Raw genomic sequence first — 21,085 nt, forward strand, 5'->3', positions numbered from 1 at the left:
GTTGTAGACTGGATTCCGCTCATGTCGCATGCAATGCTGTCATCGCCCGAATATCGCCGGGAAGCCCTTGCGGGTGAGATCAAGGACCAGAACGGTAAGGCGAAAGTCGCCCCCGATCAGAAGCTCTCCGAGAACGACATCAAGGACATGACATGGCTGATCGAAGGTGTGCAGGGTATGCTGCCGCAGAACCGATCCTCCATCGCTGCAGAGCAGCCGGCCCCGCACTGGGCGGTGGCCGGCCGACAATAGAGTGGAAAGGAAACACAAGTGGGCACCGAAACAGTTTTCGCCAACGCAAAGCTCGCCGACGGCACTCTGAACGATATCCTGGTTCAGGACGGCCGGATCACTGCGATAGGACCGGCAGGCTCGGACGCCAGCGCGGCAAACGTGGTCGATATCAACGGAGCCCTTCTCGTGCCGAGCTTCGTCGAGGGCCATATCCATCTCGACACCAGCTTCTACGGAGACAGGTGGATCCCGCACAAACCGTGCACCAATGGCTTCGACGTGCATGAGCGCGTCGCCTTTCAAGCCGAGAATATGGCGGTCGCAGCGCCCATGGACGAACGCGCTCGCAACCAGCTCGATCTCTGCATTTCTAACGGCGCCCTACAGATGCGCAGCCACGTGATGGTCGATGGATCGGTCGGCCTGAAGTCGCTCGAAACCATCCTGAAGGTTCGCGAGGACTACACTGATATCATCGACATCCAGCTCGTCGCCTTCCCGCAGAGCGGCATCCTCAAGAGCCCCGGTACACCGGAGCTGATGGACGAGGCGATCGCGATGGGTGCCAATCTCGTCGGCGGGCTTGATCCACTCTCCTTCGACCGCGACATCAAGGGCCATCTCGACGTGGTCTTCGACATTGCCGAAAGGCGCGGCGTCGACGTCGATATCCATCTCCATGACGCGGGCACGCTCGGCGCCATGACGATCGAGGAGATCTGTGCTCGTACGACCGCGCTTGGCATGCAGGGGCATGTCGCCGTCAGCCATGCCTATGGTCTTGGTGATCTCGCGCCGGAAGCCGCAAAGAAGATTGCCATGCTGATCGCCAAAAGCGGCGTCTCGATCATGACCAACGCGCCCGGCAACCACAATTTTCCTCCTGTGACCCTGCTGCGCGCTGCCGGCGTCAATGTCTTCAGCGGCAGCGACAATATCCGCGATTCCTGGTGGCCCTTCGGGGATGGCGACATGCTGCGCCGGGCAGAGATTATCGCCTACCGTTCCGGTTTCTTCAGCGATGCGGAACTCAGCGCCGCTTTCGACGTGGTCACAACAGGCGGCGCCAAGGCGCTGCGGCTGGAAGGCTACGGGATCGAGGTCGGCGCAAAGGCCGATTTCGTCACGCTCACGGCCGAGCATGTACCGGAGGCCGTCGTCGCAGTTCCGAAACCGCGCCGCGTCTTCAAGCAAGGCCGCCTCGTCGCCGAAAACGGCTCGGTGATACGCTGATGTCCTCTCCCGTCACTCAGACCACTCGAGCTGACATGTCGTCCCGCCGCGCCATGATCGTGACGCCGCATTGGCTCGCCAGCGAAGCTGGTGCCAAGGTGTTGCGGCGCGGCGGCAATGCCATCGAGGCGCTGGTTGCCGCAGGTGCGGCGCTTGCGGTCACCTACCCGCATTTCTGCGGTCTCGGCGGCGATGCCGTCTGGCTAGTCGCCGACGAGACGGGAAAGGCGGAGACCTTCCTCGGCATCGGTCAGGCCGGCGGTATCATTCCGGAAGGGGACATTCCCTTACGCGGAGCCGCCTCCATGCTGACGACGGCCTGCCTCGTGGATAGCTGGGACAAAGTGCTTGCCCATTCCACTGCGGAATGGGCGGGATCGGAGAGTTTGCCGAGTCTGCTTGACGATGCGATCGCCCTTGCGGAAAACGGCTTCGAGGTCAGCCGGTCGCAGTCCTTCTGGTACGAATCCCGCCGTAGCGAGCTGGTGCGCTGGCCGGGCTTCAGGGACCTTTTCACCTCGTCAGGCATTCAGCGGCAGCCGGCACTCGGCAGAACGCTTGATGGCATTGCCCGCCACGGCGCTCGCGAATTCTACGAAGGGGCGCTCGCCCGGCAGATCGCCACTGGGCTGGCGGAGGCCGGTTCGCCGCTTTTGGCCACCGATCTCGCCGCAACGCGAACCGATATCGCGCCTCCGCTCCGGCAGACCTATCGCGACACAACCCTGCTCGCGCCGCCTCCCCCGACCCAGGGCATAACCACGCTCGGCATTATGGGCGTGCTCAACCATTTGCCGATGAGTAATTTCCCTCCCGATAGCGCAGGTTTCTACCACAGGCTCATCGAGGCTGTGAAACAGGCTTTTCTCGACCGGCATACCATCGCCGATCCCCATTACGCGGCCGATGTTTCGCCAGCGCTGCTCGATCCAGTGCGCCTTAAGGCAAAAGCCGCGGCAATCGATTCCAGCCGCGCATTGCCCTGGCCGCAGCCCTATCGGCACGGCGACACAGCCCTACTTGCCGCCGTCGATGAGAAGGGACGCTGCGCATCGTTGCTGCAAAGCCTCTATTTCGATTGGGGAAGCGGCGTCGTGGTCGGCGATACAGGCATCCTCTGGCAGAACAGGGGTGCTGCCTTCAGCACCGACCCGACCAGCCCCAATGTCATCCGTCCCGGCAAGCGCCCGTTCTATACGCTCAATCCAGGCCTGGCGCTCAAGAACGGCCGGCCGCATCTTATCTATGGCACGCAAGGGGCCGATGGACAGCCGCAGACCTTGTCGCTGCTCCTCAGCCTGCTGGTCGACCATGGCCTCGATCCAGCCGCAGCACTTTCCCGCCCGCGCTTCCTGCTCGGCCGCACCTTTTCCGACAGCCGGGACACGCTGAAGATCGAGGAAAATGTCGGCTTGGAAACGGTCTCCGCACTTGCCGCCATGGGCCACGAGATCTCAACGATCGACAGTTTCAGCCCCCTCGGTGGGCAGGCCGGCGTTATCCGCATCGGGCAGGACGGTGCAACCGATGGCGCTCATGACCCACGCAGCGACGGAGGCGCGATCCTGCTGTGACGTCTGGCCCATTATTTGATCTCGTTATCCGCAATGTCCGTGTCGAGGAGAACGGCCCCGTCGTCGACATCGCGGTGCGAGAGGGTCGGATCGCTGACATCGGATCCGATATCCGGTGCGAGGCGATCGAAAGCGTCGACGGCGAGGGAGCGTTCGCCTTCGGCGGGTTTGTCGATACACACATCCATCTGGACAAGGCCTGCATCCTCGACCGCTGCACGATTTGCGAAGGGACACTTGCCGAGGCCGTGCGGGAGACGGCCAAGGCCAAGGCGGGCTTTGAGGAAGACGACGTCTATGCCCGGTCTGCCCGCGTCGTTGAGAAGGCGATTTCACACGGCACCACGCGGATGCGCACCTTTGTCGAGATCGATCCTCGCGCCGGCTTCCGTTCCTTCGAGGCGATCAAGCGCATCCGTGAAGACTATGCCTTCGCGGTCGATATCGAGATCTGCGCCTTCGCCCAGGAGGGGCTGACAAATGAGCCGGAGACACTGGATATGCTCGACGCCGCCCTTTCCAATGGCGCGGATCTGGTCGGCGGCTGTCCCTATACGGACCCCGATCCCAACAGGCATATCGAGATGATCTTCGCCTTGGCGCTCAAGCATGACATGCCGGTCGACTTCCATCTCGATTTCAGCCTTGATCCCGATCGAAGCGATCTGCCGGCGGTGATCGACGCCACGCTTCGTCACCGTTGGCAGGGTCGCGTGGCGATCGGCCACGTCACCAATCTCTCGGCCATGTCGCAGGCAGAGATCGTCTCCATTGCTGATCGGCTGGCTGAAGCCGACATTGCGCTTTCTGTCCTGCCATCCACCGATCTGTACCTGAACGGACGCAGTCATGATCGGCTGGTTCCGCGCGGCGTCGCACCCGCTCACCTGCTGGCAGGCCGCGGTGTCGCGACCTCGATTGCGACCAACAACGTGCTCAATCCCTTCACTCCCTACGGTGATGCCTCGTTGATCCGCATGGCCAATCTCTATGCAAACGTCGCCCAGCTCTCGCGAGACGAGGACATGGCGCTGGTCTTCAGCATGGTGACAGATGCGGCAGCACGCCAACTCGGCAGCGTCAGACGGTTAGAAGTAGGCGCCGAGGCGACGATCGTGCTGCTCGACAGTCCTGGCCCGCGTGTCGCAGTGCGCGAGATCGCCCGCGTCATTGCCGGCTGGAAGAACGGCAACCGGAGTTTCGATAACGGCAAGCCCAGAATTCACAGACCAAAGTGAACACCAGTGGGTCACCCGCTATCAGGCGTTGACGCGCAAAACATGTGTCAGCACCTCGGTTAAGTCATATAGACGCCACCAGTCACATTGACGCCCTGGCCCGTCATAAAACGGGCGCTGTCGGAGCAAAGGAAGACCACAACATCGGCAACATCCTCGGCTGTTTCGATGCGCCCGAGGGGTGTTTGGCCGACATATTCGTCGAACACCTGTTGCGGTGAGATGCTGCGAAGGCGCGCCTCCCATTCGATCTCCCGGCTTTGCATACCGGTTTTCACGAAGCCTGGGCAGACGGCGTTCACCCTGATACCTGCAGATGCGAGCTCGCGTGCGAGGGCTTGGGTCCAACCAAGAACGGCAAACTTGCTGGCAGAATAGTGGGCAAGAAGCGGCGCACCGACTTTTGCCGCAAGTGACGCGGTATTGACGATGCAACCGTGGCCCTGCCCGACCAGATGGCGACCAGCGATCTGGTTCGTCAGAAAAATCCCGCGCGTGTTGACGTCGAAATTGAAGTCCCATTCCTCGTCGGTCAACTCGAGGGCTTTTTGCATGGTGGAAACGCCGGCATTGGCTATGACGATATCGCAACCCCCTATCCCGTTTACCGCCTCCATGAAGGCGGCCTCGACAGAAGCCCGCTTGCGCACGTCGACCTCGACGGCGACCGCACCCTTTCCGATCGACTGAACCGCCTGGGTTGCCGCGTCGAGATTGATGTCAGCGATTGCTACGACAACATCCTGGGCGGCAAGCGCCTTGGCGATTGCCAGGCCGATGCCGGTTGCACCGCCCGTAACGAACGCGCGGCGCCCCTGAAGCTCGGAAAAGACAGGCGGTTTCATGGCAGCTCCTTGAACGATTTCCGGAAAACGTATCCAACAAAATCGAACTCATCAAATGTTTTTTTTGTTTGATTGAGTTCGTTTCGATGCGTATGGTCATGCTGACTTGCGCATGGTGTTCCCTCAGGAGTCCGACGCGCTCGGCAATCACTCAAGGCAGTTCACAGGAAAACGTGAGCTCAATCATCGTTGCTCGGTCGAGCCGAGCCTGCATAACAGAACGTCGTGGAAGGACTTGCACAATGGTTTTTGAATGCTTCGGGACGCGCAAGAAGGTGGTCATCGCCATGGCCCATATCGGCGCCCTGCCTGGATCGCCGCTTTACGACGCTCAAGGAGGCATGCAAAAGCTGATCGATGACGTGGCGTCGGACGTCGAGAAGCTGCAGGCCGGCGGCGTCGATGCCATCATGTTCGGCAACGAGAACGATCGGCCCTACGTCTTCAAGGGGTCGGCCGAGAGCGTTGCGGCGATGACCGCCATTGTACAGGCAATCAAGCCTCAACTAAAAGTTCCGTTTGGCGTGAACTATCTCTGGGATCCAGTCTCCAGCGTCGCCATCGGCGCTGTCACCGGCGCCAGTTTCGTGCGCGAAATCTTCACAGGTCTTTTTGCCTCCGACATGGGATTATGGCAGCCGGACTGCGCAACTGCGGCTCGACTACGGGCGAATCTCGGCCGCGGCGACATGAAAATGCTGTTCAATATCAACGCGGAGTTTGCTCATTCGCTGGATCAGCGCCCGATAGCGCTGCGCGCCAAGAGCGCCGTCTTCTCCTCCGTCGCCGACGCCATTCTTGTATCCGGCCCGATTACCGGACAGCCGGCGAGCCAGTCGGATCTTCGCGACGTCTGCGAGGCTGTCACCGATGTCCCGGTCTTTGCCAATACCGGCGTCAACATCGACAATATCAGCGACGTTTTCTCCATGGCGCAGGGCTGCATCATCGGCACCCATTTCAAGGTGGACGGCAATACGTGGAACGCTGTTGACGCGGCGCGCGTCAGACGCTTCATGGATGTCGTCGAAACTTTACGCTGAGGCGAAAAGCATCATGGCAGCCGTCCTCGGCCTCGATATTGGAACGACCTCCACGATAGGCATCTTGGTCGGCCTGCCGGATCGGATCCTGGCAACGGCAAGCCGGCCGGTGACCTTGTCGTCCCCACATATCGGCTGGGCAGAGGAAAACCCTTCGGAATGGTGGGAGAATGTATGCTCCATCATCGGAGAACTGCTCTCCACTTCCGGTCTTGATGCCGGAGAGATCAGCGCGGTTGGCGTGACAGGCATGCTTCCTGCCGTCGTTTTGCTCGATGCGCGCGGCAAAGTGCTGAGACCAAGCATTCAGCAAAGCGACGGGCGCTGCGGCGCTGAAGTCGCCGAACTGAAGGCGGAATGGGACGAACGCGCATTCCTGGAGAGGGCCGGCAACGGCATCAATCAGCAGCTCGTCACAGCAAAACTGAGATGGATAGAACGGCACGAACCAAGAATCTTTGAGCAGATTGAAACGGTCTTCGGTTCCTACGACTACATCAACTATCGGCTGACCGGCGCCCGCTCCGTCGAACAGAACTGGGCGCTGGAAGCCGGCTTCGTGAATATCGCAACGGATGCCATCGACGAAGAGCTCGTGCGTCTTGCTCACATCGATCCCAGCGTCGTGCCGATAAAGCGCGCGTCTTCGGAGATCATGGGGCTCGTCGATGAACGGGGCGCCTCGGAAACGGGTCTGAGGATTGGAACCCCCGTCGTCGGCGGTGCGGCAGATATGATTGCGTCCGCGCTGGGTGCGGGCGTCATCGAGGCCGGCGACGTTCTCTTAAAATTCGGTGGCGCGGTCGATATTCTGACGGCCACCGATGTTGTGGCCCCGGATACCAGGCTTTTTCTCGACTATCATCTGGTACCGGGCCTTTACATGCCGAACGGCTGCATGTCGACAGGTGGCTCTGCGCTGAATTGGTTCGTGAATAACTTTGCATCTGGCGAACAGCATGCTGCCGATGCCAAGGGATGCAGCCTACATCAGCACCTCGACCATCTGGCCGAACAAAAGCCTGCCGGCTCTGACGGACTGACGATCCTGCCCTATATGCTCGGTGAAAAGACGCCGATCCACGATCCGGCAGCCCGCGGCGTGATTGAGGGGCTGACGTTGTCGCACGATATCGGTCATCTATGGCGCGCCCTGCTTGAAGCTTATGCCTATGCCATCCGCCATCACGTCGAGGTGCTGATCGATATGGGGCATCGCCCGAAGCGCTTTCTGGTGTCGGACGGCGGCGCACAGAGCACGATATGGATGCAGATCGTGGCCGACGTGCTTGGCGCCCCGGTGCAGCGCCTTTCGGGACATCCAGGCTCCTGCATCGGCGCGGCCTGGAGCGCTGCGATCGGCGTTGGTCTCGAATCCGACTGGCGGGGTGTCAAGCGCTTCGTGCATTTTTCGGATGTCCTGGAGCCGCGCAGCGCCAATGCAACCCTGTACGACGACGGTTATCGCCGTTACCGGGAACTCTACGATCGCATCGCACCTGTCTGGAGACCACGGTAGATACGAACTCAGGAGGATTGTAATGGCTGAAAACTGTGCACTCCACACGGCTCCATCTGAGCGGGCCTATGATTACGGTGACGATCATGTTTAATTCGAACAGATATTGATGTAAACGGCGTCCGTATGCGGCCTTCTGATGGACGAAATCCTGAAAGACGAACACGAGACGAAAGTAAGATGACGAGCGAGCAATCCGCCGCCAGATCCGGCGAACGACCCAAATTCCTTGCCCAGGTCCGGCAGGCCGCAATCATCGAGGAGATCGGACGGGTCGGATCGGTAACGGTCAGCGATCTGGCGCAGCAGCTTTCGGTCTCCGAAATGACCGTGCGGCGCGATCTCGTCGAACTTGAGAAGGACGGCCGCCTCATCAGAACGCATGGCGGTGCGGTCAAGCCGGATCGGGCGCCCGCCCTTGCGCTCGCAGAGAATGTCGATCGCGAAGAACCGGCATTCGAGGCGCGCCTTGCGCGCAACGCTGCGCAAAAGCGAAGGATCGCCTCCGCCGCCGCCAGCCTGTCCCAAGCCGCGCGCAGTATTGCGATCGATGTCGGTACGACCCCCTATTTCGCAGCCGAGGCGCTTGCCGGCCGCCAGCAGGTTAAGATTTTTACCAACAGCATACGTACGGCCTCCTATCTCGGCGCCAAGGGCGTGGAGACCTACCTGGCCGGCGGCCGGATTCGCGGCGAGGAAATGTCGACGAGCGGTCCTTCAGCCGTGGAGCAATTCGAATCGCTGTGGTTTGACATCGCCTTCATTGGTGTTTCCGGCCTGACGGCGCAGGGCATCTTCGACTATTCCTTCGAGGAAACAGACATGAAGCGTGTCTATCTAAGTCACGCCTCGCAGCGCGTGGTTCTGTGCGACTCGACGAAATTCAACCGGATGTCCCTCGTTCATGTCGCCAAACTTGGCGAATTCGACACACTCGTCTGCGACGAGGCGCCAACAGGCGAACTGGCATCGGCCCTGAAGGCAGCAGGCGTCGCTGTCACCGTTGCCGACTGATCCGGACAGACCGCCGTAGTCAGCCGGAATACACGTTGCCTTTTGTTTTATCTTGTTTGATATTGTTCGAACATCGTCGCGTAGCTTAGCCTAAGCGCGTTGGATGTTGAAATCAGGGTAAGGATCATGTCTCAGGCAACCACGGCAGTACAGGCAGGCCACCTCTATAGGGACGAGGCAACGGGCACGCGATTGAGGGAGTTAATCGCTGATGTCGGCCGCCGGAGCGGCGAATTCCCTGACGATCTGGCCAATCATTTGCCAATGGTTCTAGAGGCCATGGCCCGACTCGGCGCTCCGGCTGCGCGGCTTGAGGCTTACACAGAGCACTATACACGCTCCCACGCCGTTCCGATGCAGCCCCCCCTCATATCTGCGTTGGACGACGCAACATGGCGCAGCGCTCTCGGCCGGCGCGAACGAGAAGGCGACCTGCGGCGCTATTTCACTGCAAGGGTCTCAAAGGAAGGCGGTTCGGCCACAGCCCTGGCGGTCATGCCGGTGCTCGCTCCCGGTGTCGCGGCATCGGCGACGCACGGGCTGATGCGGCTCGCCTACGCATTTCTGCGCAATGATGATGCCGAGGTCGCCGCAGCGCTCGGCTACTGGGCTGCAACCTATCTCGCTTACGAGGGCATTCCGGCTGAGCGCATGCCGGATACCACGGATCCGCTTGCATGTCTGATCGACATGCGGGCAGACCCCGCCTTACGCAACCTCGACGCACCGACCCACCTCCTGTGGAAATGGATCGAGGCGATGGGCAAGCTCTCTGCATTTCGGGATCGTCTCGGACGGCTGGTCGCCGGGCCGGATTTCCTTCACCGCATCCGCCCGGCATCCCTTGCTCTTTATGCGGGGACGATGAGCTTCGAAGCCCTGCATGCGGTGACCGGTTGCCACTGGCTGCGCCTCGTTTCCCCGCATATCGGGGAGCCCCAGCGCCTCGCGCTCCATTTCTGGGAAGTCGTGATGGCGCTCTACACCAAGATCGGCATGCCGCTTCCGCCGACCTCCGGAGAACTGGAGGAATGGCGCCATCTACCGCTGCCCTCCGATGCCGAGATAGCGGCGGCGACCGTCGCATCCGACGACGAACATGACCATTCACTCGTGTTTTCCGCCTTCGAGGAATATCGCTACACTGGCGATCGACTGTATAAAGTCGTTGCTGCGCGACGCGTCGGGCTCATCGCCGGATGATCTCAGCGCGCCATGCTCACGGACCGATATTCGGCTGGAAATGCACCTTGTCGTAGCCGTCCAGTGACCGGAAAAAATAGTCGATATTTCCCATGAACAGTCCCCGGCAAATGCCGGCGACAAGCTTCGGCACCCCTGCCTTCAAGCCGGTGATGCCGTTACAAACCGGACCAAGACTTGGTACCGCGGCATTGTTGAAGATATGAATATTGGCAAGCATGGATGCCGTTCCGGGAACCTTTTCGACGAGTTCGAAGGCCGGACCTAGATAGGGATAGGCGAGAAGGTCGAGGTCGACCTCGCCCTTTGGCGGCGCGAAGCGGTCGGCCCAGGTCGCGATCAAGCCGGAAAACCCGGCCAGTTCGGGTCGATGCGCAAGGTCAATCCGATAACCTGTTCCAAGCAGAAGGTGATCGAAGGCAAAGTCACCGACCGTCGTCTTGACGGCAATCTCGCCGCATTCGATCCCAACCGCTTCTATCGCTGCTCCAGACACGAGGCGGCACCGAGGGAATGCCATGGCGCGCTCGTACATTTCCACCGTCGGCGGTGTTCTGAAAGCGAACATGCGACGGGTGAAGCGATAACGGCTCTCATCATCGAGATCGGAGAAGTGATTGAGAAAGCCCGGAAAATTCGACCAGTCCAGCAGTTCGGTCTTGGGCAGGGACGGCGCACGGGCAAGGAGCGTTACGCTGTCGGCACCCGCCTCCAGTGCGGTCACCGCCCAGTCGAAACTGGAGGCAGCCGCGCCAATCACCGCGATCCGCTTGCCGGCAAGGCTCTGTGCTAAGATGGGTTCGCCGCTATGCGTCCAACGTTCCCTCGGTAATCCGTGGCGGATCAGAGCGGGCACATGAAGCCCACCGGCCCCCTCCAGGCCCGTCGCCAGCACCACCTTGCGACAGGACATTGTGAGTTCCCGACCGCCCTGCAGAACGCGGAGCCGGAGATGATCCCGCTCCTCGTCGATTGAAAGCAGCCGGCTGTCGTTTTCGATGTTCAACCCCAGCACACTTCGAAACCAACTCAAATAGTTCATCCAGGCAATGCGATCGATCCTGTCGAGCCTGTCGAAGCTCTTGCGACCATGAAGCGCTTCGTGCCATGCCCGATAGGTCAGGCTCGGCACGCCAAGATCCGGGCCGCTCAACGTCTTCGGGGATCGCAAGGTCCGCATGCGCGCCGTCGTCACCCACGGCCCCTCCTGCCCCGCAGGCGCTGCATCGATCAGGCTGACACGTTCCACTCCTTGCCTCTTCAGGCCGAAGGCGATCGTAAGACCCGACAGGCCTGCACCGACGATAATGACGTCATGCGAGACATCAGCCTCATCGTGCGTCGGAACCCAGGCTCGTGGCGCCGCTTCGATCATCCCGAGATCGCGTCGAACCTGTCTTTCGAGCCGCAGCAACCGTGATCTTGCTGCCTTCGCCGCATCCGGGCTGGACATATCCTGCGCCGACAATGGTTCCTGCATCGAGACTGACCCCCAGAATTTTCCCGAAGCGTAGCGAACATGATCACGTTGTAAAGTGTTTGATCATGTTTCTTTTCGATTTTTTCTATCATGCCGTGTTCGTTTTTGGATCGACATTTCGACAAACAGCCTGCCGGAGCGTGGAGAGCCTTTCCATCACTCGTCTCAACGCGCGGGCCGAAATCCATGCGATAAAACAGCTATATAATGAGAGATCGGCTGTCAGGTGAAAAAACAAGCAGATCAAAGTTCATCATTTAGGCAGGATGCGACTGCTTTAACCAAAGTAGCCGGCATCGAATTCTATTTTGTTATATATGTGATTTTTTGTTTGACTTGGAATTGAGGCGCGCTAACGTCGCTTCATATTTCACCGCACCGGAAAGGTTGATTGTCATGACGAGAGCCTCTTCATTCTCCATGCCCAAAACGGCATACCGCCTGACGGCCGCCGTCATGGCGCTGATGGCGACCACCGCCTACACGCAGGCAAAGTCGCTCGACGGCGTGACCCTGACGATCGCGTCGATGAACGACGGTTTTTCCAAGGTCCTCACCGAGCTGGCACCCGCCTTCAAGGAAGAAACCGGTGCCGACCTCAAGGTCGAGATCATGGACTACGGCACATTGTTGACCAAGACGACAGCGGATTTCGTCGGCGACACCAAGGGTTACGATCTGGTGACCATGGACATCGTCTGGGCGGGCGCCTACGCTGAGAACAAGTACTCGGTCGACCTGACCGACTGGGTCAAGCGCGACGCTGCCGAACTTGATCTCGACGACATCTATCCGGTGGCGCTGAAATCGCTCGGCCAATATGACGATCACTATGTGGCTTTTCCGTTTGCGGCCTACGCCAACGTGCTCGCCTATCGCAAGGACCTTCTGGAAGCTGCCGGGCTGAAGCCGCCGGCGAGCATGGAAGAACTTGTCGCCGATGCCAAGAAGCTGACGGATCCCTCAAAGAAGCAATACGGCTTCGTCGCCAACGGCCAGAAGGGGCCGGCGGTCGCCCAGGACTGGATGCAATACAACAACCAGCTCGGCGGCTCCATCCTGGATAAGGACGGCATGCCCGCCCTCAACTCTGAGGCAAATATCAAGAGCCTCACGGTCTACAAGGAACTCTTCACAGAGGCTGCACCTCCCGGCGCCATCGAATATGACTGGGGCGGGCGCGAGGAAAGCTTCCGCCAGGGAATGTCTGCCTTCATGCAGACCTGGTCTGTGGGTGCTGCTGCCTATTCCGATCCGAAAGTATCGAACATCGTCGGCAAGGCCGGCATTGCCGTGGCGCCGGTTGCCGCGGGCATGACGCCGCAATATGGCGTCGGCGGCTGGGGGCTTGCGATCAATGCCGATATCGATACGTCGAAACAGGAAGCTGCATGGACCTTCATCAAGTGGGTGACGAGCAAGAAAATCCACAAGGAGTTCAATATGCTCGGTGCCGGCGGCTTCATGCGCAAGAGCCAGATGACCGACCCCGACCTTCTTGCCAAATACGACTTCCTGCCGGTGATCGCGCAAACCTACGAGCACGGCAACGGCGAATTCCGTCCGCGCATTCCGGAATATCCGGAAATTCAGGATATGCTCGGCACAGCCGTCAATTCCGTACTCGCCGGCGCCGCAACCCCGAAGGAAGCGCTCGACAAGGCGCAGGAAGCAGCAGAAAAACTGTTCTGATCGCCGCGCCTGCCGCTATGCTTGGCAGGCGCATTCCGCTTCGCGACCGCGCCGATCCTCAAACCGGCGCGGTCAAGGATGCAGCCTGAGGGCCGGAGCCGGGCCTGACACGAATGAACGCTGTTTTGCCGATGCCCTATCGCTTCTCCGATCGCCGCAGGCTCTTCCTGTTCTTGATGGCCGCGCCGGCAGTCGTCTACGTCGCTGCAATCGGCCTTTGGCCACTTTCGCAAGGGATCTGGTACAGCTTCTATCGCTACAATCTTCTCCGTCCGGCCCGGACAAGTTTCGTCGGCCTGCAGAACTATGTCGACATCTTCACCGATGAGGCGACGCGCACGGCAATCCTCAACACCTTCCAGTTCACGATTTTCAGCGTCGGCCTCCAGCTCATCTTCGGCTTCTGCCTGGCACTCCTTCTGTGGCGCGACAGCCGCTTCAATCGCGCAGTTCTGGCCTTCCTGCTGGTGCCATCGACGATCACCCCGCTCGTGGTCGGACTGATCTTCAAGGCGCTGCTTGGCGCCGACTACGGCATGATCGGCTATTTCCTGTCCGAGGCGGGCATCGGACCCCGCACGGGCCTCCTCACCGACGCTTCAACCGCACTCTGGGTCCTCATATTGATCGACTGCTGGGAGTGGACCCCTCTGATGACGCTGATCCTGCTTGCCGGCCTCAAGGCACTTCCGGCGGACCTGCTTGAGGCCGGGACAGTCGACGGCGCAACGGCATGGCAGCGCTTCCGCCTATTGATCTTGCCCTTGATGCTGCCATCGATCTTCCTCGCACTCACGCTGAGGACGATGGATGCCTTCCGGGTCTTCGATTCCGTTTTCGTCACAACAGGCGGCGGGCCGAACGATGCCACCAACACGCTGATGATGCTGGGCGTCAAGGAGGGGCTGCAATTCTTCAATGTCGGCTACGCCTCCGCCGTCGGCAACGTCACGCTGCTGTTCATCGCGCTGATAGCGACCGTTCTGCTTCTGGTCGTCCGACGCGCCGATGTCAGGATCAACGGGAGATAGGCCGATGTCACGTGTTTCCAGGCGTCGCATCCTTGCCGAGCGCACGGTCGTCCTCGTTGCAACCCTCCTGTTCCTGCTTCCGGTCTGCTGGCTGATCGCGACCGCCTACAAGCCGTCGAACCAGATATTCACCGTGCCGCCGCGCGTGACCTTCGAGCCGACGCTCGATCAGTTTCGCCAGGCCCTTGCGCTGTTCGACGTCGTTTCCCTCGTCCGCTCGTCGCTGGTGATCAGCCTTGGCACGACACTTCTTTCGCTTCTGCTCGGCGTTCCCTCCGGCTACGCGCTGGCGCGCTCCAAAGCACGCTTTGCCACGGGCTTTGCCTATTTCTTCCTGGCGATCCGGATGATCCCGGCGATCGCAGCACTGATCCCCTTTTATCTGCTGATGCGTGACATCGGCCTGCTCGGCAGCTGGTGGGCGGTCATCGTGTTCAATACCATGCTGAACTGCGCCTTCGTGACCTGGATGATGTTTTCCTACTTCAAGTCGCTGCCGCCGGACATGGAAGAGGCCGCGCTGACCGATGGCTGCACGCTGATCGGTGCGTTCCTGCGCGTGGCCCTGCCGTCTGTGCGCTCCGGCATCATCGCCTGCGCACTCTTTTGCATGATGTTCTCCTGGAACGACTTCCTTCACCCAATGTTTCTGACGACCCTGGATTCAAAGCCGATCTCGGTCGCGCTGCTAACGGCTTATGGGACCAAGGACATTACGTGGGGCACGCTCGGAGCCCTTGCTCATTTTTCCACCATACCGATTGTCCTGATGGCGCTTTTCATGAACCGCTACTTCGTTCAGGGCGCGACCAACGGCGTACAGTAGAGCAGACAGCATGGCCGAAATCTCGTTTACGAACGTCTCAAAGACCTATGCCGGCGGCAAGACCGCCGCGCTGAGTGATTTCAATCTCAAGATCGCCGACGGGGAGTTCATGGTACTGGTCGGCCCGTCCGGCTGCGGCAAGACCACCGCTCTTCGCATGATCGCCGGCCTGGAGGATATCTCCTCCGGCAAGTTGAAGATCAATGACACGGTGGCAAACGATCTGTCGCCTCGCGACCGCGATATAGCCATGGTCTTTCAATCCTACGCGCTTTATCCGCATCTTACCGTTGCGGACAATATCGCCTTCGGACTGAAGGTGCGCGGCGCCAAGCCCGAAGTCATCGCCGACAAGGTGCGCGAAACCGCCGCGCTGCTGGAATTGACGGAATTTCTGGATCGCAAGCCGAGCCGTCTTTCCGGCGGCCAACGGCAGCGCGTCGCCATGGGTCGTGCGTTGGTGCGCTCGCCCAACGCCTTCCTGATGGATGAACCACTTTCCAATCTCGATGCGCGCCTGCGCGGCCAGATGCGCGCCGAAATATCGCGGTTGCAGCGCATGACGGCCGTCACCACTGTTTATGTGACCCACGACCAGGTGGAAGCCATGACGATGGGCCACCGGGTCGCGGTCATGAACAAGGGAACACTGCAACAACTTGATACGCCACGGGCGCTTTACGACCGTCCTGTCAACATGTTCGTCGCCGGCTTCATCGGCTCCCCGCCAATCAACTTTCTGGAGGGCAGCCTCGTCGCGCATGACAACGGCCCAGCCGTTGCAATCGGCGAATTCCTGCTGCCGCTCGCGCAACAGGGCGAACGCGCGGCCCGCCGCATCGATCAACGGGTCGCGATCGGCATCCGGCCCGAACATCTGAAACTATCTGACAATGCCGGTATGCCCGGCACGATCTCGGCAAGAGCCTCCTTCGTCGAAGACCTCGGCGCCGATCTGCTCGTCCACATGGAGGACAAGGGAACGGCTGCGAGCGGTGCCGTCGTCATGGACGACGAACGTGACATGATGAAATCGGCGCCAAAACTGAAAGCACTCGTCGACAGCAGCCATCGGGTGCAGCGCGACGAGCGCGTGACATTCTCCGTGGATCCGTCGCTGATCCTGCTGTTCGATCCCGAAACCGGAGTTCGCCTGTGAGCAAAGAATCGACCGCGACCTTCTGGCCTCTGGGCGGCACGGTTTCCAAAGCCGGTATCGCCTTGATCATCATCGACATGCAGATCGATTTCTGCGCAGCCGGCGGCTGGGTCGACCAGCTTGGCGAAGATGTATCAAACACCCGTTCGGTGATCGGGCCTATTGCCGAGACACTCGCCCTTGCCCGCGCCGCCGGCCTGACCGTCATCCACACCCGCGAGGGACATCATCCCGACCTTTCCGATCTCCACACCAACAAGCAATGGCGAACGCGCGTTCACGGGCTGGGGATCGGCGATATGGGAAAGACCGGCCGGATACTCGTTCATGGTGAGCCCGGTTGGCAGATCATTCCGGAATTGACGCCGATCGACGGGGAGATCGTCATCGACAAGCCGGGTAAATCCTCGTTTCATCGGACCGATCTTGCCGAGCAGCTCGAAAGCCGCGGCATTTCGCGGCTCGTCGTCACCGGCGTGACGTCGGATTGCTGCGTACAATCCACCATCCGCGACGGCTTCGAGCATGGCATCGAATGCGTCCTTCTTGAAGATTGCACCGCTGCGGTCGAAACCCGGAACCATGAGGCAACGCTGGAAATCCTTCGGGCCTTTGGCGGGCGCTGGGGTGGAGTTGCCGATCGGACTGCTTTTGCCGCCATGCTGGAAACGGCCGATGGTTGAGAACTCGATGGACCATTTCGGGCGGATAGACGCCAACCCCTATGCGTGGCCCTTCGACGGTGAATGGTCATCCGGTGATACGGCCCTTCTGCTCCTCGGCTTCCAGAGCGGCATCGTCCGCAGCCTCGCCGCCGAAGCGGAGCGCGATACTGCCATCCGCTTGATCGAGGCGGCCGGCCGTCGCGGTCTTGCCATCATCGCCTCGAGACGCGGACTGACTCCTGAAAGCGGCGCTGTCGCACGGCGACGTGCAGTCTTTGGCGATGAGGTTCCCCCAAAAGAGAGCCCAGACTGGCAGTTCGATGACGGCATGTCGCTTCCGACCGCCGCCGTCATCGTCGATCATGCCGGCGATAACGCTTTCTTCGGAACCTGCCTTGAGGACACCCTCCGGCGGCGCGCAATTCGCAACCTTCTCATGACCGGCCTGCCGACCGACGGGCTCGTGCACGCAACGCAGCGCGCGGCAAACGACATGGGTTTCGAATGTCTGACCGTCATCGACGCCTGCAAGGGAACCTCTCCGGCGCGCCATGACGCGCAGCTGCGCATGACCACATTCGGCAACGGCCTTTTCGGCGCGATTGCCTCAGCCGCCGCTGTCGAGGCGGCTCTCGGAAATTATCAGGAGTGAAGCCATGTCCGAACTGAAATGGTCCGACACGACGGGAAGCCTCGACCTTTCGACGCTCTCGTTCGCCTATGCGGCTAGGACGCTGACGCCGACGCGCGTGATCAACGCGATCTACGATCGCATCGCGGCGCGCGGCGAGGATCACGTCTGGACCTATCTCGTGTCGCGCGAGACTGCTCTTGCGACGGCAGAAGCGCTGGAGGCAGAAGGTTATGATGGGCGGCCGCTATGGGGCATTCCGTTTTCCGTGAAAGACTGCAACGACATTGTCGGCCTCCCCACCACGAATGCCCTGAAGGAAGGTGCCTATATCGCGACGTCCAGCGGTCAAGCACTGGACAGGATCTTCGACGCCGGCGCCATTCTCATCGGCAAGACCAACATGGATCAGTTCGGCATCGGCCTTGTCGGCATGCGCACGCCCTATGGCGCCTGCTCGTCGGTCTTCGATGATCGCTTCATTTCGGGAGGATCGAGCTCCGGGTCGGGCGTCTCGGTTGCGGCAGGGCTGTCGTCCTTTTCCATCGCAAACGATGCCGCCGGCTCCGGTCGCGTGCCGGCCGGTTTCAACAATATCGTCGGCATCAAGCCGACACCCGGCCTCGTCAGCAATGCATGTGTGTCCGGCGGAGGCTGCGTCAAGACGATCGAAACGCTCGCGATTTTCTCGCTGACCGTCGAGGACGGCATGAGCGTCCTCAGGCTGATCGCCGGATACGACCCGTCATACCCGTTCTCCCGGCCGGAAGCGGACGCCGTTCCGCTGATACCCGCGCCCGCGCCGCCGCGTTTCCGCTTCGGTGTGCCGGCCGGCAAAGCACTTCGCTTCTTCGGTGACATCGAGGCTGAAAGGCTCTTCGGCGAGGCGATGGCGCGATTGACGGCGATGGGAGGAGAAAAGGTCGAGGTGGACTTTGCTCCGTTTGAGGAAACGCAGCGTATACTCTATGAGGGGCCATGGATCTCAGAAAGAGCGTTGAGCCTCGACAGCGTGCTCGAGAAGCACGGCGAGGCGATCCATCCGGTCACACGTCAGATCCTGTCGAAATCCGCAAACTTTACGGCTGGCGACACCTTTGCGGCCATTCACAGGATCGCCGAACTGAAGCGCGATACGCGCGCCCTCTGGGGCGACATTGCCGTGCTGTTGGTCCCGACGACCCCGACCATCTACACCAAGGAAGAGATCGCCGCCAATCCCGTTCAACTCAACAGCAATCTCGGCATCTATACCAATTTCGTGAACCTGATGGGGTTGTGCGGCATCGCCGTTCCCAACGGCTTCCGCAAGGATGGCCTACCGCTCGGCGTAACCTTCCTCGCCCCTGGTTTCGAAGAGGCACGAGCAGCCGGTATCGCAGCTGCGTTCCACAGGGCGACCGGGCTCAAGCTCGGCAAATTCGATAACCCCTATCCGGAACCGGCTGATGCATCCTTGCCCGATGGCTATCGTGAAATTGCGGTCGTCGGCGCACACCTTTCCGGAATGCCGCTCAATCACGAACTGACACAGCGATCAGGCTTGTTTCGCAGAGCCGCCCGAACCAGCGGGGACTATCGTCTCTTCGCGTTGAGCGGCGCCATGCCTCCCAAGCCCGGTCTGGTCCGGGACGTGTCGAGCGGCGCCCCGATCGATGTCGAGGTCTGGGCTTTGCCCGTAGCAGGATTTGGAGATTTCATCGATCGGATTCCAGCGCCACTTGGCGTGGGAAAGCTCTCGCTGGAGGACGGCTCTTTGGTCACCGGTTTTCTGTGCGAGGCGGTCGCGGTCAAGGAGCAGCCCGATATCACTGCTTATGGTGGCTGGCGCCGATACGTTGAAAGTATGGCCGTCTGATCGTTACGGCAGGCGCATCCGGTATCGACGGCGATTTCGGTGTCTATGCGCTTGCCACGAGCGGCGGGGCATGGCGTGGTGCTTCCGGAGAATGGGCGCGGCCACACCGGCTGGATCGGTCCAGGCTTGAACCGGCACCACAAACAACCGCCTTCCTCTCCGTCCGTGAGGATAAGTTCGCAATGGGCAAACAGCGACGATGAAGAAGGCAGGAATCGGCAGCGCGCCGTCTCAAGAAGCCGATTGCAGCGCCGAATAGACGGCTCCCTGTCATTCTTCATGGCTTTCGCGCCAGTCGCGGTCCCATGTCTTTGTCGACAATCTCCCGCTTCGAGGCATCGACGCCCCCGTCCCAGCCGCCGCCGAGTGCTTTGTTCAGCGCCACGTAGCTGTTGGCGAGTGCGATGCGGCTTTGAACGAGGGCATCCTCGGCGCTGTAGAGGGAGCGTTGCGCGTCCAGCACGGACAGGAAGTCCTTTGAGCCACCTTCATAGAGAGTCCGGGACAATGTCGCAGACTGGCGGTATGCCTCGACTGATGCCGAGAGCTTGCCGTAACGCACCCTTTCCTGCGCCAGCGCGACCAGCGCGTTTTCGATCTCTTCGAGGGATCTCAACACCGCGGCCTGATACGTCGCGAAATTTTGGTCCCGTTGAGCTTGGATGACCTCGACCGCCGCCCGCAATTGCCCGCCCCTAAAGAGCGGAACGTTGAGCGCCGGCCCGAACGACCAGCCGATCGAAGAGTTTTTGGCAAGATCTCCGACGCTCAGCCCGGTAGTGGCAATGTTGCCGGTCAAATTGATCGAAGGGTATCTTGAGGCTTCCGCCTGGCCTATCCTCGCGGTCGCCTGGGCCAGCTGGCGCTCCGCTGAGCGTATATCAGGCCGCGACAGCAGGATATCGGCGGGAATGCCGACCGGCATCGGCAGCTTTGGTCGCGGGATCGGTGCCTGGCGCTTCAACCGCTCCGTAAGCTCGCCCGGCGCACGGCCCGTGAGGACGCTGAGCCGATGGACCGCTTCGGCGTAGGAAATCCTCAGGCCCGGTATCGCGGCCTCGGTCGATCGCGCCTGACCGGTGGCGTTGGCAAGATCCATGGCCGTTGCCGAGCCTGCGGCCATTCGAACCTTAATCAGTTGCGCCGCATCGCGTTGCGCCTTCGCCGTGCGTTGTGCGAGCGCGATGCGCGCCTGATAACCCCGCGCGGACACATAGTTGGAGGCAACGTCGCCGATGAGCGTCAGCATGGCCAGCCGCAATTGTTCGTCGGCTGCCTCCACACCATAGAAAGCCGCCTCGACGCCACGCTGGTTCCTGCCGAAGAGATCGATTTCCCAGCTTGCGTCGAATCCAGCCTGATATTGCGTTGAATCCTGCGGACCGGTGGTGGCTCCCGTCGTGGCCGTGGTCGCGGTTCTGAGACGGTTCGCGGAACTGTTGCCTCCAAGTGCCGGCAACAGGATGCCCTCTGCCTGGCGGTAGGTCGCGCGCGCCTCCCTGACCTGGGTCTTCGCCGCCGCGACATTGAGATTACCCAGGATGGCCTCTTCGATGAGGGCATTCAAAGTCGGATCGCCGAGGCGGGTCCACCAGCGGGACAATTGCGGCCTGGCAACTGATTGCGTCCGATCCGCCGAGCTATATTTGATCGGGAGCGAAAGCGAAGGTTTTACATAATCAGGCCCAACCGCACAGGCGCCGAGGGACAGGACAAGGGACAGCATGCCGATAATTTGTGTGGATACCGGCAGAGCCTTGTTCCAGGAACCCGTTATAGGGGTGGCCTGTGTCGCACTGGTCATCGCTGTGGATTCTTTCGTGTTTGATGATTCTGATGT

General features: G+C 60.6%; 18 protein-coding genes. 15 read left to right on the forward strand and 3 right to left on the reverse strand.

Features of this window, described 5'->3' with window-relative positions; genetic code table 11:
• The first annotated feature begins 21 nt into the window (after positions 1 to 21).
• Genes ACK9YZ_RS29885 through ACK9YZ_RS29900 form a run of 4 tightly spaced genes read left to right on the forward strand, consistent with a single transcriptional unit; the run spans position 22 to position 4,279 of the window.
• Positions 22 to 252, forward strand: a complete 231-nt coding sequence (locus tag ACK9YZ_RS29885; RefSeq protein ID WP_416067152.1) for a hypothetical protein — start codon at positions 22 to 24, stop codon at positions 250 to 252.
• A gap of 18 nt (positions 253 to 270) precedes the next feature.
• Positions 271 to 1,467, forward strand: coding sequence for an amidohydrolase family protein (locus tag ACK9YZ_RS29890; protein WP_416067153.1), 1,197 nt, complete (start codon positions 271 to 273; stop codon positions 1,465 to 1,467).
• On the forward strand, positions 1,467 to 3,041 hold the full coding sequence (locus ACK9YZ_RS29895; protein ID WP_416067154.1) for a gamma-glutamyltransferase family protein: 1,575 nt from the start codon (positions 1,467 to 1,469) through the stop codon (positions 3,039 to 3,041). The genes ACK9YZ_RS29890 and ACK9YZ_RS29895 overlap by 1 nt, the downstream gene beginning before the upstream one ends.
• Complete coding sequence (locus tag ACK9YZ_RS29900; RefSeq protein ID WP_216760098.1) at positions 3,038 to 4,279, forward strand: amidohydrolase family protein; 1,242 nt, start codon at positions 3,038 to 3,040, stop codon at positions 4,277 to 4,279. The genes ACK9YZ_RS29895 and ACK9YZ_RS29900 overlap by 4 nt, the downstream gene beginning before the upstream one ends.
• Positions 4,280 to 4,338: 59 nt before the next feature.
• On the opposite strand, the gene ACK9YZ_RS29905 is transcribed toward ACK9YZ_RS29900, so the two are convergent.
• A complete protein-coding gene (locus ACK9YZ_RS29905; protein WP_416067155.1) occupies positions 4,339 to 5,124 on the reverse strand; it encodes an SDR family NAD(P)-dependent oxidoreductase in 786 nt (261 codons plus the stop codon).
• A 242-nt stretch (positions 5,125 to 5,366) separates the two neighbouring features.
• On the opposite strand from ACK9YZ_RS29905, the gene ACK9YZ_RS29910 reads away from it, so the two are divergent.
• The 4 genes from ACK9YZ_RS29910 to ACK9YZ_RS29925 all read left to right on the forward strand — a co-directional run bounded on the left by ACK9YZ_RS29910 (position 5,367) and on the right by ACK9YZ_RS29925 (position 9,903).
• Entirely contained in the window at positions 5,367 to 6,167 is an 801-nt protein-coding gene (locus ACK9YZ_RS29910; RefSeq protein WP_416067156.1) for a BtpA/SgcQ family protein, read from the forward strand.
• Between the two features lie 13 nt (positions 6,168 to 6,180).
• A complete protein-coding gene (locus ACK9YZ_RS29915; RefSeq protein ID WP_416067157.1) occupies positions 6,181 to 7,686 on the forward strand; it encodes an FGGY-family carbohydrate kinase in 1,506 nt (501 codons plus the stop codon).
• A gap of 180 nt (positions 7,687 to 7,866) precedes the next feature.
• Entirely contained in the window at positions 7,867 to 8,700 is an 834-nt protein-coding gene (locus ACK9YZ_RS29920) for a DeoR/GlpR family DNA-binding transcription regulator (protein WP_416067158.1), read from the forward strand.
• Between the two features lie 126 nt (positions 8,701 to 8,826).
• Positions 8,827 to 9,903: a questin oxidase family protein gene (locus ACK9YZ_RS29925; RefSeq protein ID WP_416067159.1), complete on the forward strand. Its 1,077-nt coding sequence runs from the start codon at positions 8,827 to 8,829 to the stop codon at positions 9,901 to 9,903.
• Between the two features lie 16 nt (positions 9,904 to 9,919).
• Here the strand turns inward: ACK9YZ_RS29925 and ACK9YZ_RS29930 are convergent, their stop codons facing one another.
• Positions 9,920 to 11,383, reverse strand: coding sequence for an FAD-dependent oxidoreductase (locus ACK9YZ_RS29930; RefSeq protein ID WP_416067160.1), 1,464 nt, complete (start codon positions 11,381 to 11,383; stop codon positions 9,920 to 9,922).
• Positions 11,384 to 11,839: 456 nt separating this feature from the next.
• Between ACK9YZ_RS29930 and ACK9YZ_RS29935 the strand changes: the two genes are divergently transcribed.
• From ACK9YZ_RS29935 to atzF, 7 genes are all read left to right on the forward strand, one after another.
• A complete protein-coding gene (locus ACK9YZ_RS29935) occupies positions 11,840 to 13,075 on the forward strand; it encodes an ABC transporter substrate-binding protein (RefSeq protein WP_416068458.1) in 1,236 nt (411 codons plus the stop codon).
• Between the two features lie 131 nt (positions 13,076 to 13,206).
• The gene (locus tag ACK9YZ_RS29940) at positions 13,207 to 14,106 is read left to right on the forward strand and encodes a carbohydrate ABC transporter permease (protein ID WP_416068459.1); all 900 of its coding nucleotides are present in this window, start codon (positions 13,207 to 13,209) and stop codon (positions 14,104 to 14,106) included.
• A 4-nt stretch (positions 14,107 to 14,110) separates the two neighbouring features.
• Positions 14,111 to 14,932: a carbohydrate ABC transporter permease gene (locus ACK9YZ_RS29945; RefSeq protein ID WP_416067161.1), complete on the forward strand. Its 822-nt coding sequence runs from the start codon at positions 14,111 to 14,113 to the stop codon at positions 14,930 to 14,932.
• Between the two features lie 10 nt (positions 14,933 to 14,942).
• Positions 14,943 to 16,091, forward strand: coding sequence for an ABC transporter ATP-binding protein (locus tag ACK9YZ_RS29950; protein WP_416067162.1), 1,149 nt, complete (start codon positions 14,943 to 14,945; stop codon positions 16,089 to 16,091).
• A complete protein-coding gene (locus ACK9YZ_RS29955; protein ID WP_416067163.1) occupies positions 16,088 to 16,774 on the forward strand; it encodes a cysteine hydrolase family protein in 687 nt (228 codons plus the stop codon). The genes ACK9YZ_RS29950 and ACK9YZ_RS29955 overlap by 4 nt, the downstream gene beginning before the upstream one ends.
• Positions 16,767 to 17,408 carry a cysteine hydrolase gene (locus tag ACK9YZ_RS29960; RefSeq protein WP_416067164.1) on the forward strand — a complete coding sequence of 214 codons (642 nt, stop codon included), beginning with the start codon at positions 16,767 to 16,769 and terminating at the stop codon, positions 17,406 to 17,408. Before ACK9YZ_RS29955 ends, ACK9YZ_RS29960 begins: the two co-directional genes overlap by 8 nt.
• A 4-nt stretch (positions 17,409 to 17,412) precedes the next feature.
• On the forward strand, positions 17,413 to 19,245 hold the full coding sequence (gene atzF / locus ACK9YZ_RS29965; RefSeq protein ID WP_416067165.1) for an allophanate hydrolase: 1,833 nt from the start codon (positions 17,413 to 17,415) through the stop codon (positions 19,243 to 19,245).
• Between the two features lie 277 nt (positions 19,246 to 19,522).
• Here atzF and ACK9YZ_RS29970 read toward each other — a convergent pair whose 3' ends face one another.
• Entirely contained in the window at positions 19,523 to 21,049 is a 1,527-nt protein-coding gene (locus tag ACK9YZ_RS29970) for an efflux transporter outer membrane subunit (protein WP_416067166.1), read from the reverse strand.
• Positions 21,050 to 21,085 lie beyond the last annotated feature (36 nt).

The organism is Rhizobium sp. ZK1, assembly GCF_047782645.1.
Classification (GTDB): Bacteria; Pseudomonadota; Alphaproteobacteria; order Rhizobiales; family Rhizobiaceae; genus Rhizobium.

What these genes read in the sequence shown, in the direction of transcription:
- ACK9YZ_RS29885 (WP_416067152.1), top strand. Translation starts at nt 22, where the DNA reads ATGTCGCATGCAATGCTGTCATCGCCCGAATATCGCCGGGAAGCCCTT.
- ACK9YZ_RS29895 (WP_416067154.1), top strand. Translation starts at nt 1,467, where the DNA reads ATGTCCTCTCCCGTCACTCAGACCACTCGAGCTGACATGTCGTCCCGC.
- ACK9YZ_RS29905 (WP_416067155.1), bottom strand. Translation starts at nt 5,124, where the DNA reads ATGAAACCGCCTGTCTTTTCCGAGCTTCAGGGGCGCCGCGCGTTCGTT.
- ACK9YZ_RS29910 (WP_416067156.1), top strand. Translation starts at nt 5,367, where the DNA reads ATGGTTTTTGAATGCTTCGGGACGCGCAAGAAGGTGGTCATCGCCATG.
- ACK9YZ_RS29915 (WP_416067157.1), top strand. Translation starts at nt 6,181, where the DNA reads ATGGCAGCCGTCCTCGGCCTCGATATTGGAACGACCTCCACGATAGGC.
- ACK9YZ_RS29920 (WP_416067158.1), top strand. Translation starts at nt 7,867, where the DNA reads ATGACGAGCGAGCAATCCGCCGCCAGATCCGGCGAACGACCCAAATTC.
- ACK9YZ_RS29925 (WP_416067159.1), top strand. Translation starts at nt 8,827, where the DNA reads ATGTCTCAGGCAACCACGGCAGTACAGGCAGGCCACCTCTATAGGGAC.
- ACK9YZ_RS29930 (WP_416067160.1), bottom strand. Translation starts at nt 11,383, where the DNA reads ATGCAGGAACCATTGTCGGCGCAGGATATGTCCAGCCCGGATGCGGCG.
- ACK9YZ_RS29935 (WP_416068458.1), top strand. Translation starts at nt 11,840, where the DNA reads ATGGCGCTGATGGCGACCACCGCCTACACGCAGGCAAAGTCGCTCGAC.
- ACK9YZ_RS29940 (WP_416068459.1), top strand. Translation starts at nt 13,207, where the DNA reads ATGCCCTATCGCTTCTCCGATCGCCGCAGGCTCTTCCTGTTCTTGATG.
- ACK9YZ_RS29945 (WP_416067161.1), top strand. Translation starts at nt 14,111, where the DNA reads ATGTCACGTGTTTCCAGGCGTCGCATCCTTGCCGAGCGCACGGTCGTC.
- ACK9YZ_RS29950 (WP_416067162.1), top strand. Translation starts at nt 14,943, where the DNA reads ATGGCCGAAATCTCGTTTACGAACGTCTCAAAGACCTATGCCGGCGGC.
- ACK9YZ_RS29960 (WP_416067164.1), top strand. Translation starts at nt 16,767, where the DNA reads ATGGTTGAGAACTCGATGGACCATTTCGGGCGGATAGACGCCAACCCC.
- atzF (WP_416067165.1), top strand. Translation starts at nt 17,413, where the DNA reads ATGTCCGAACTGAAATGGTCCGACACGACGGGAAGCCTCGACCTTTCG.
- ACK9YZ_RS29970 (WP_416067166.1), bottom strand. Translation starts at nt 21,049, where the DNA reads ATGACCAGTGCGACACAGGCCACCCCTATAACGGGTTCCTGGAACAAG.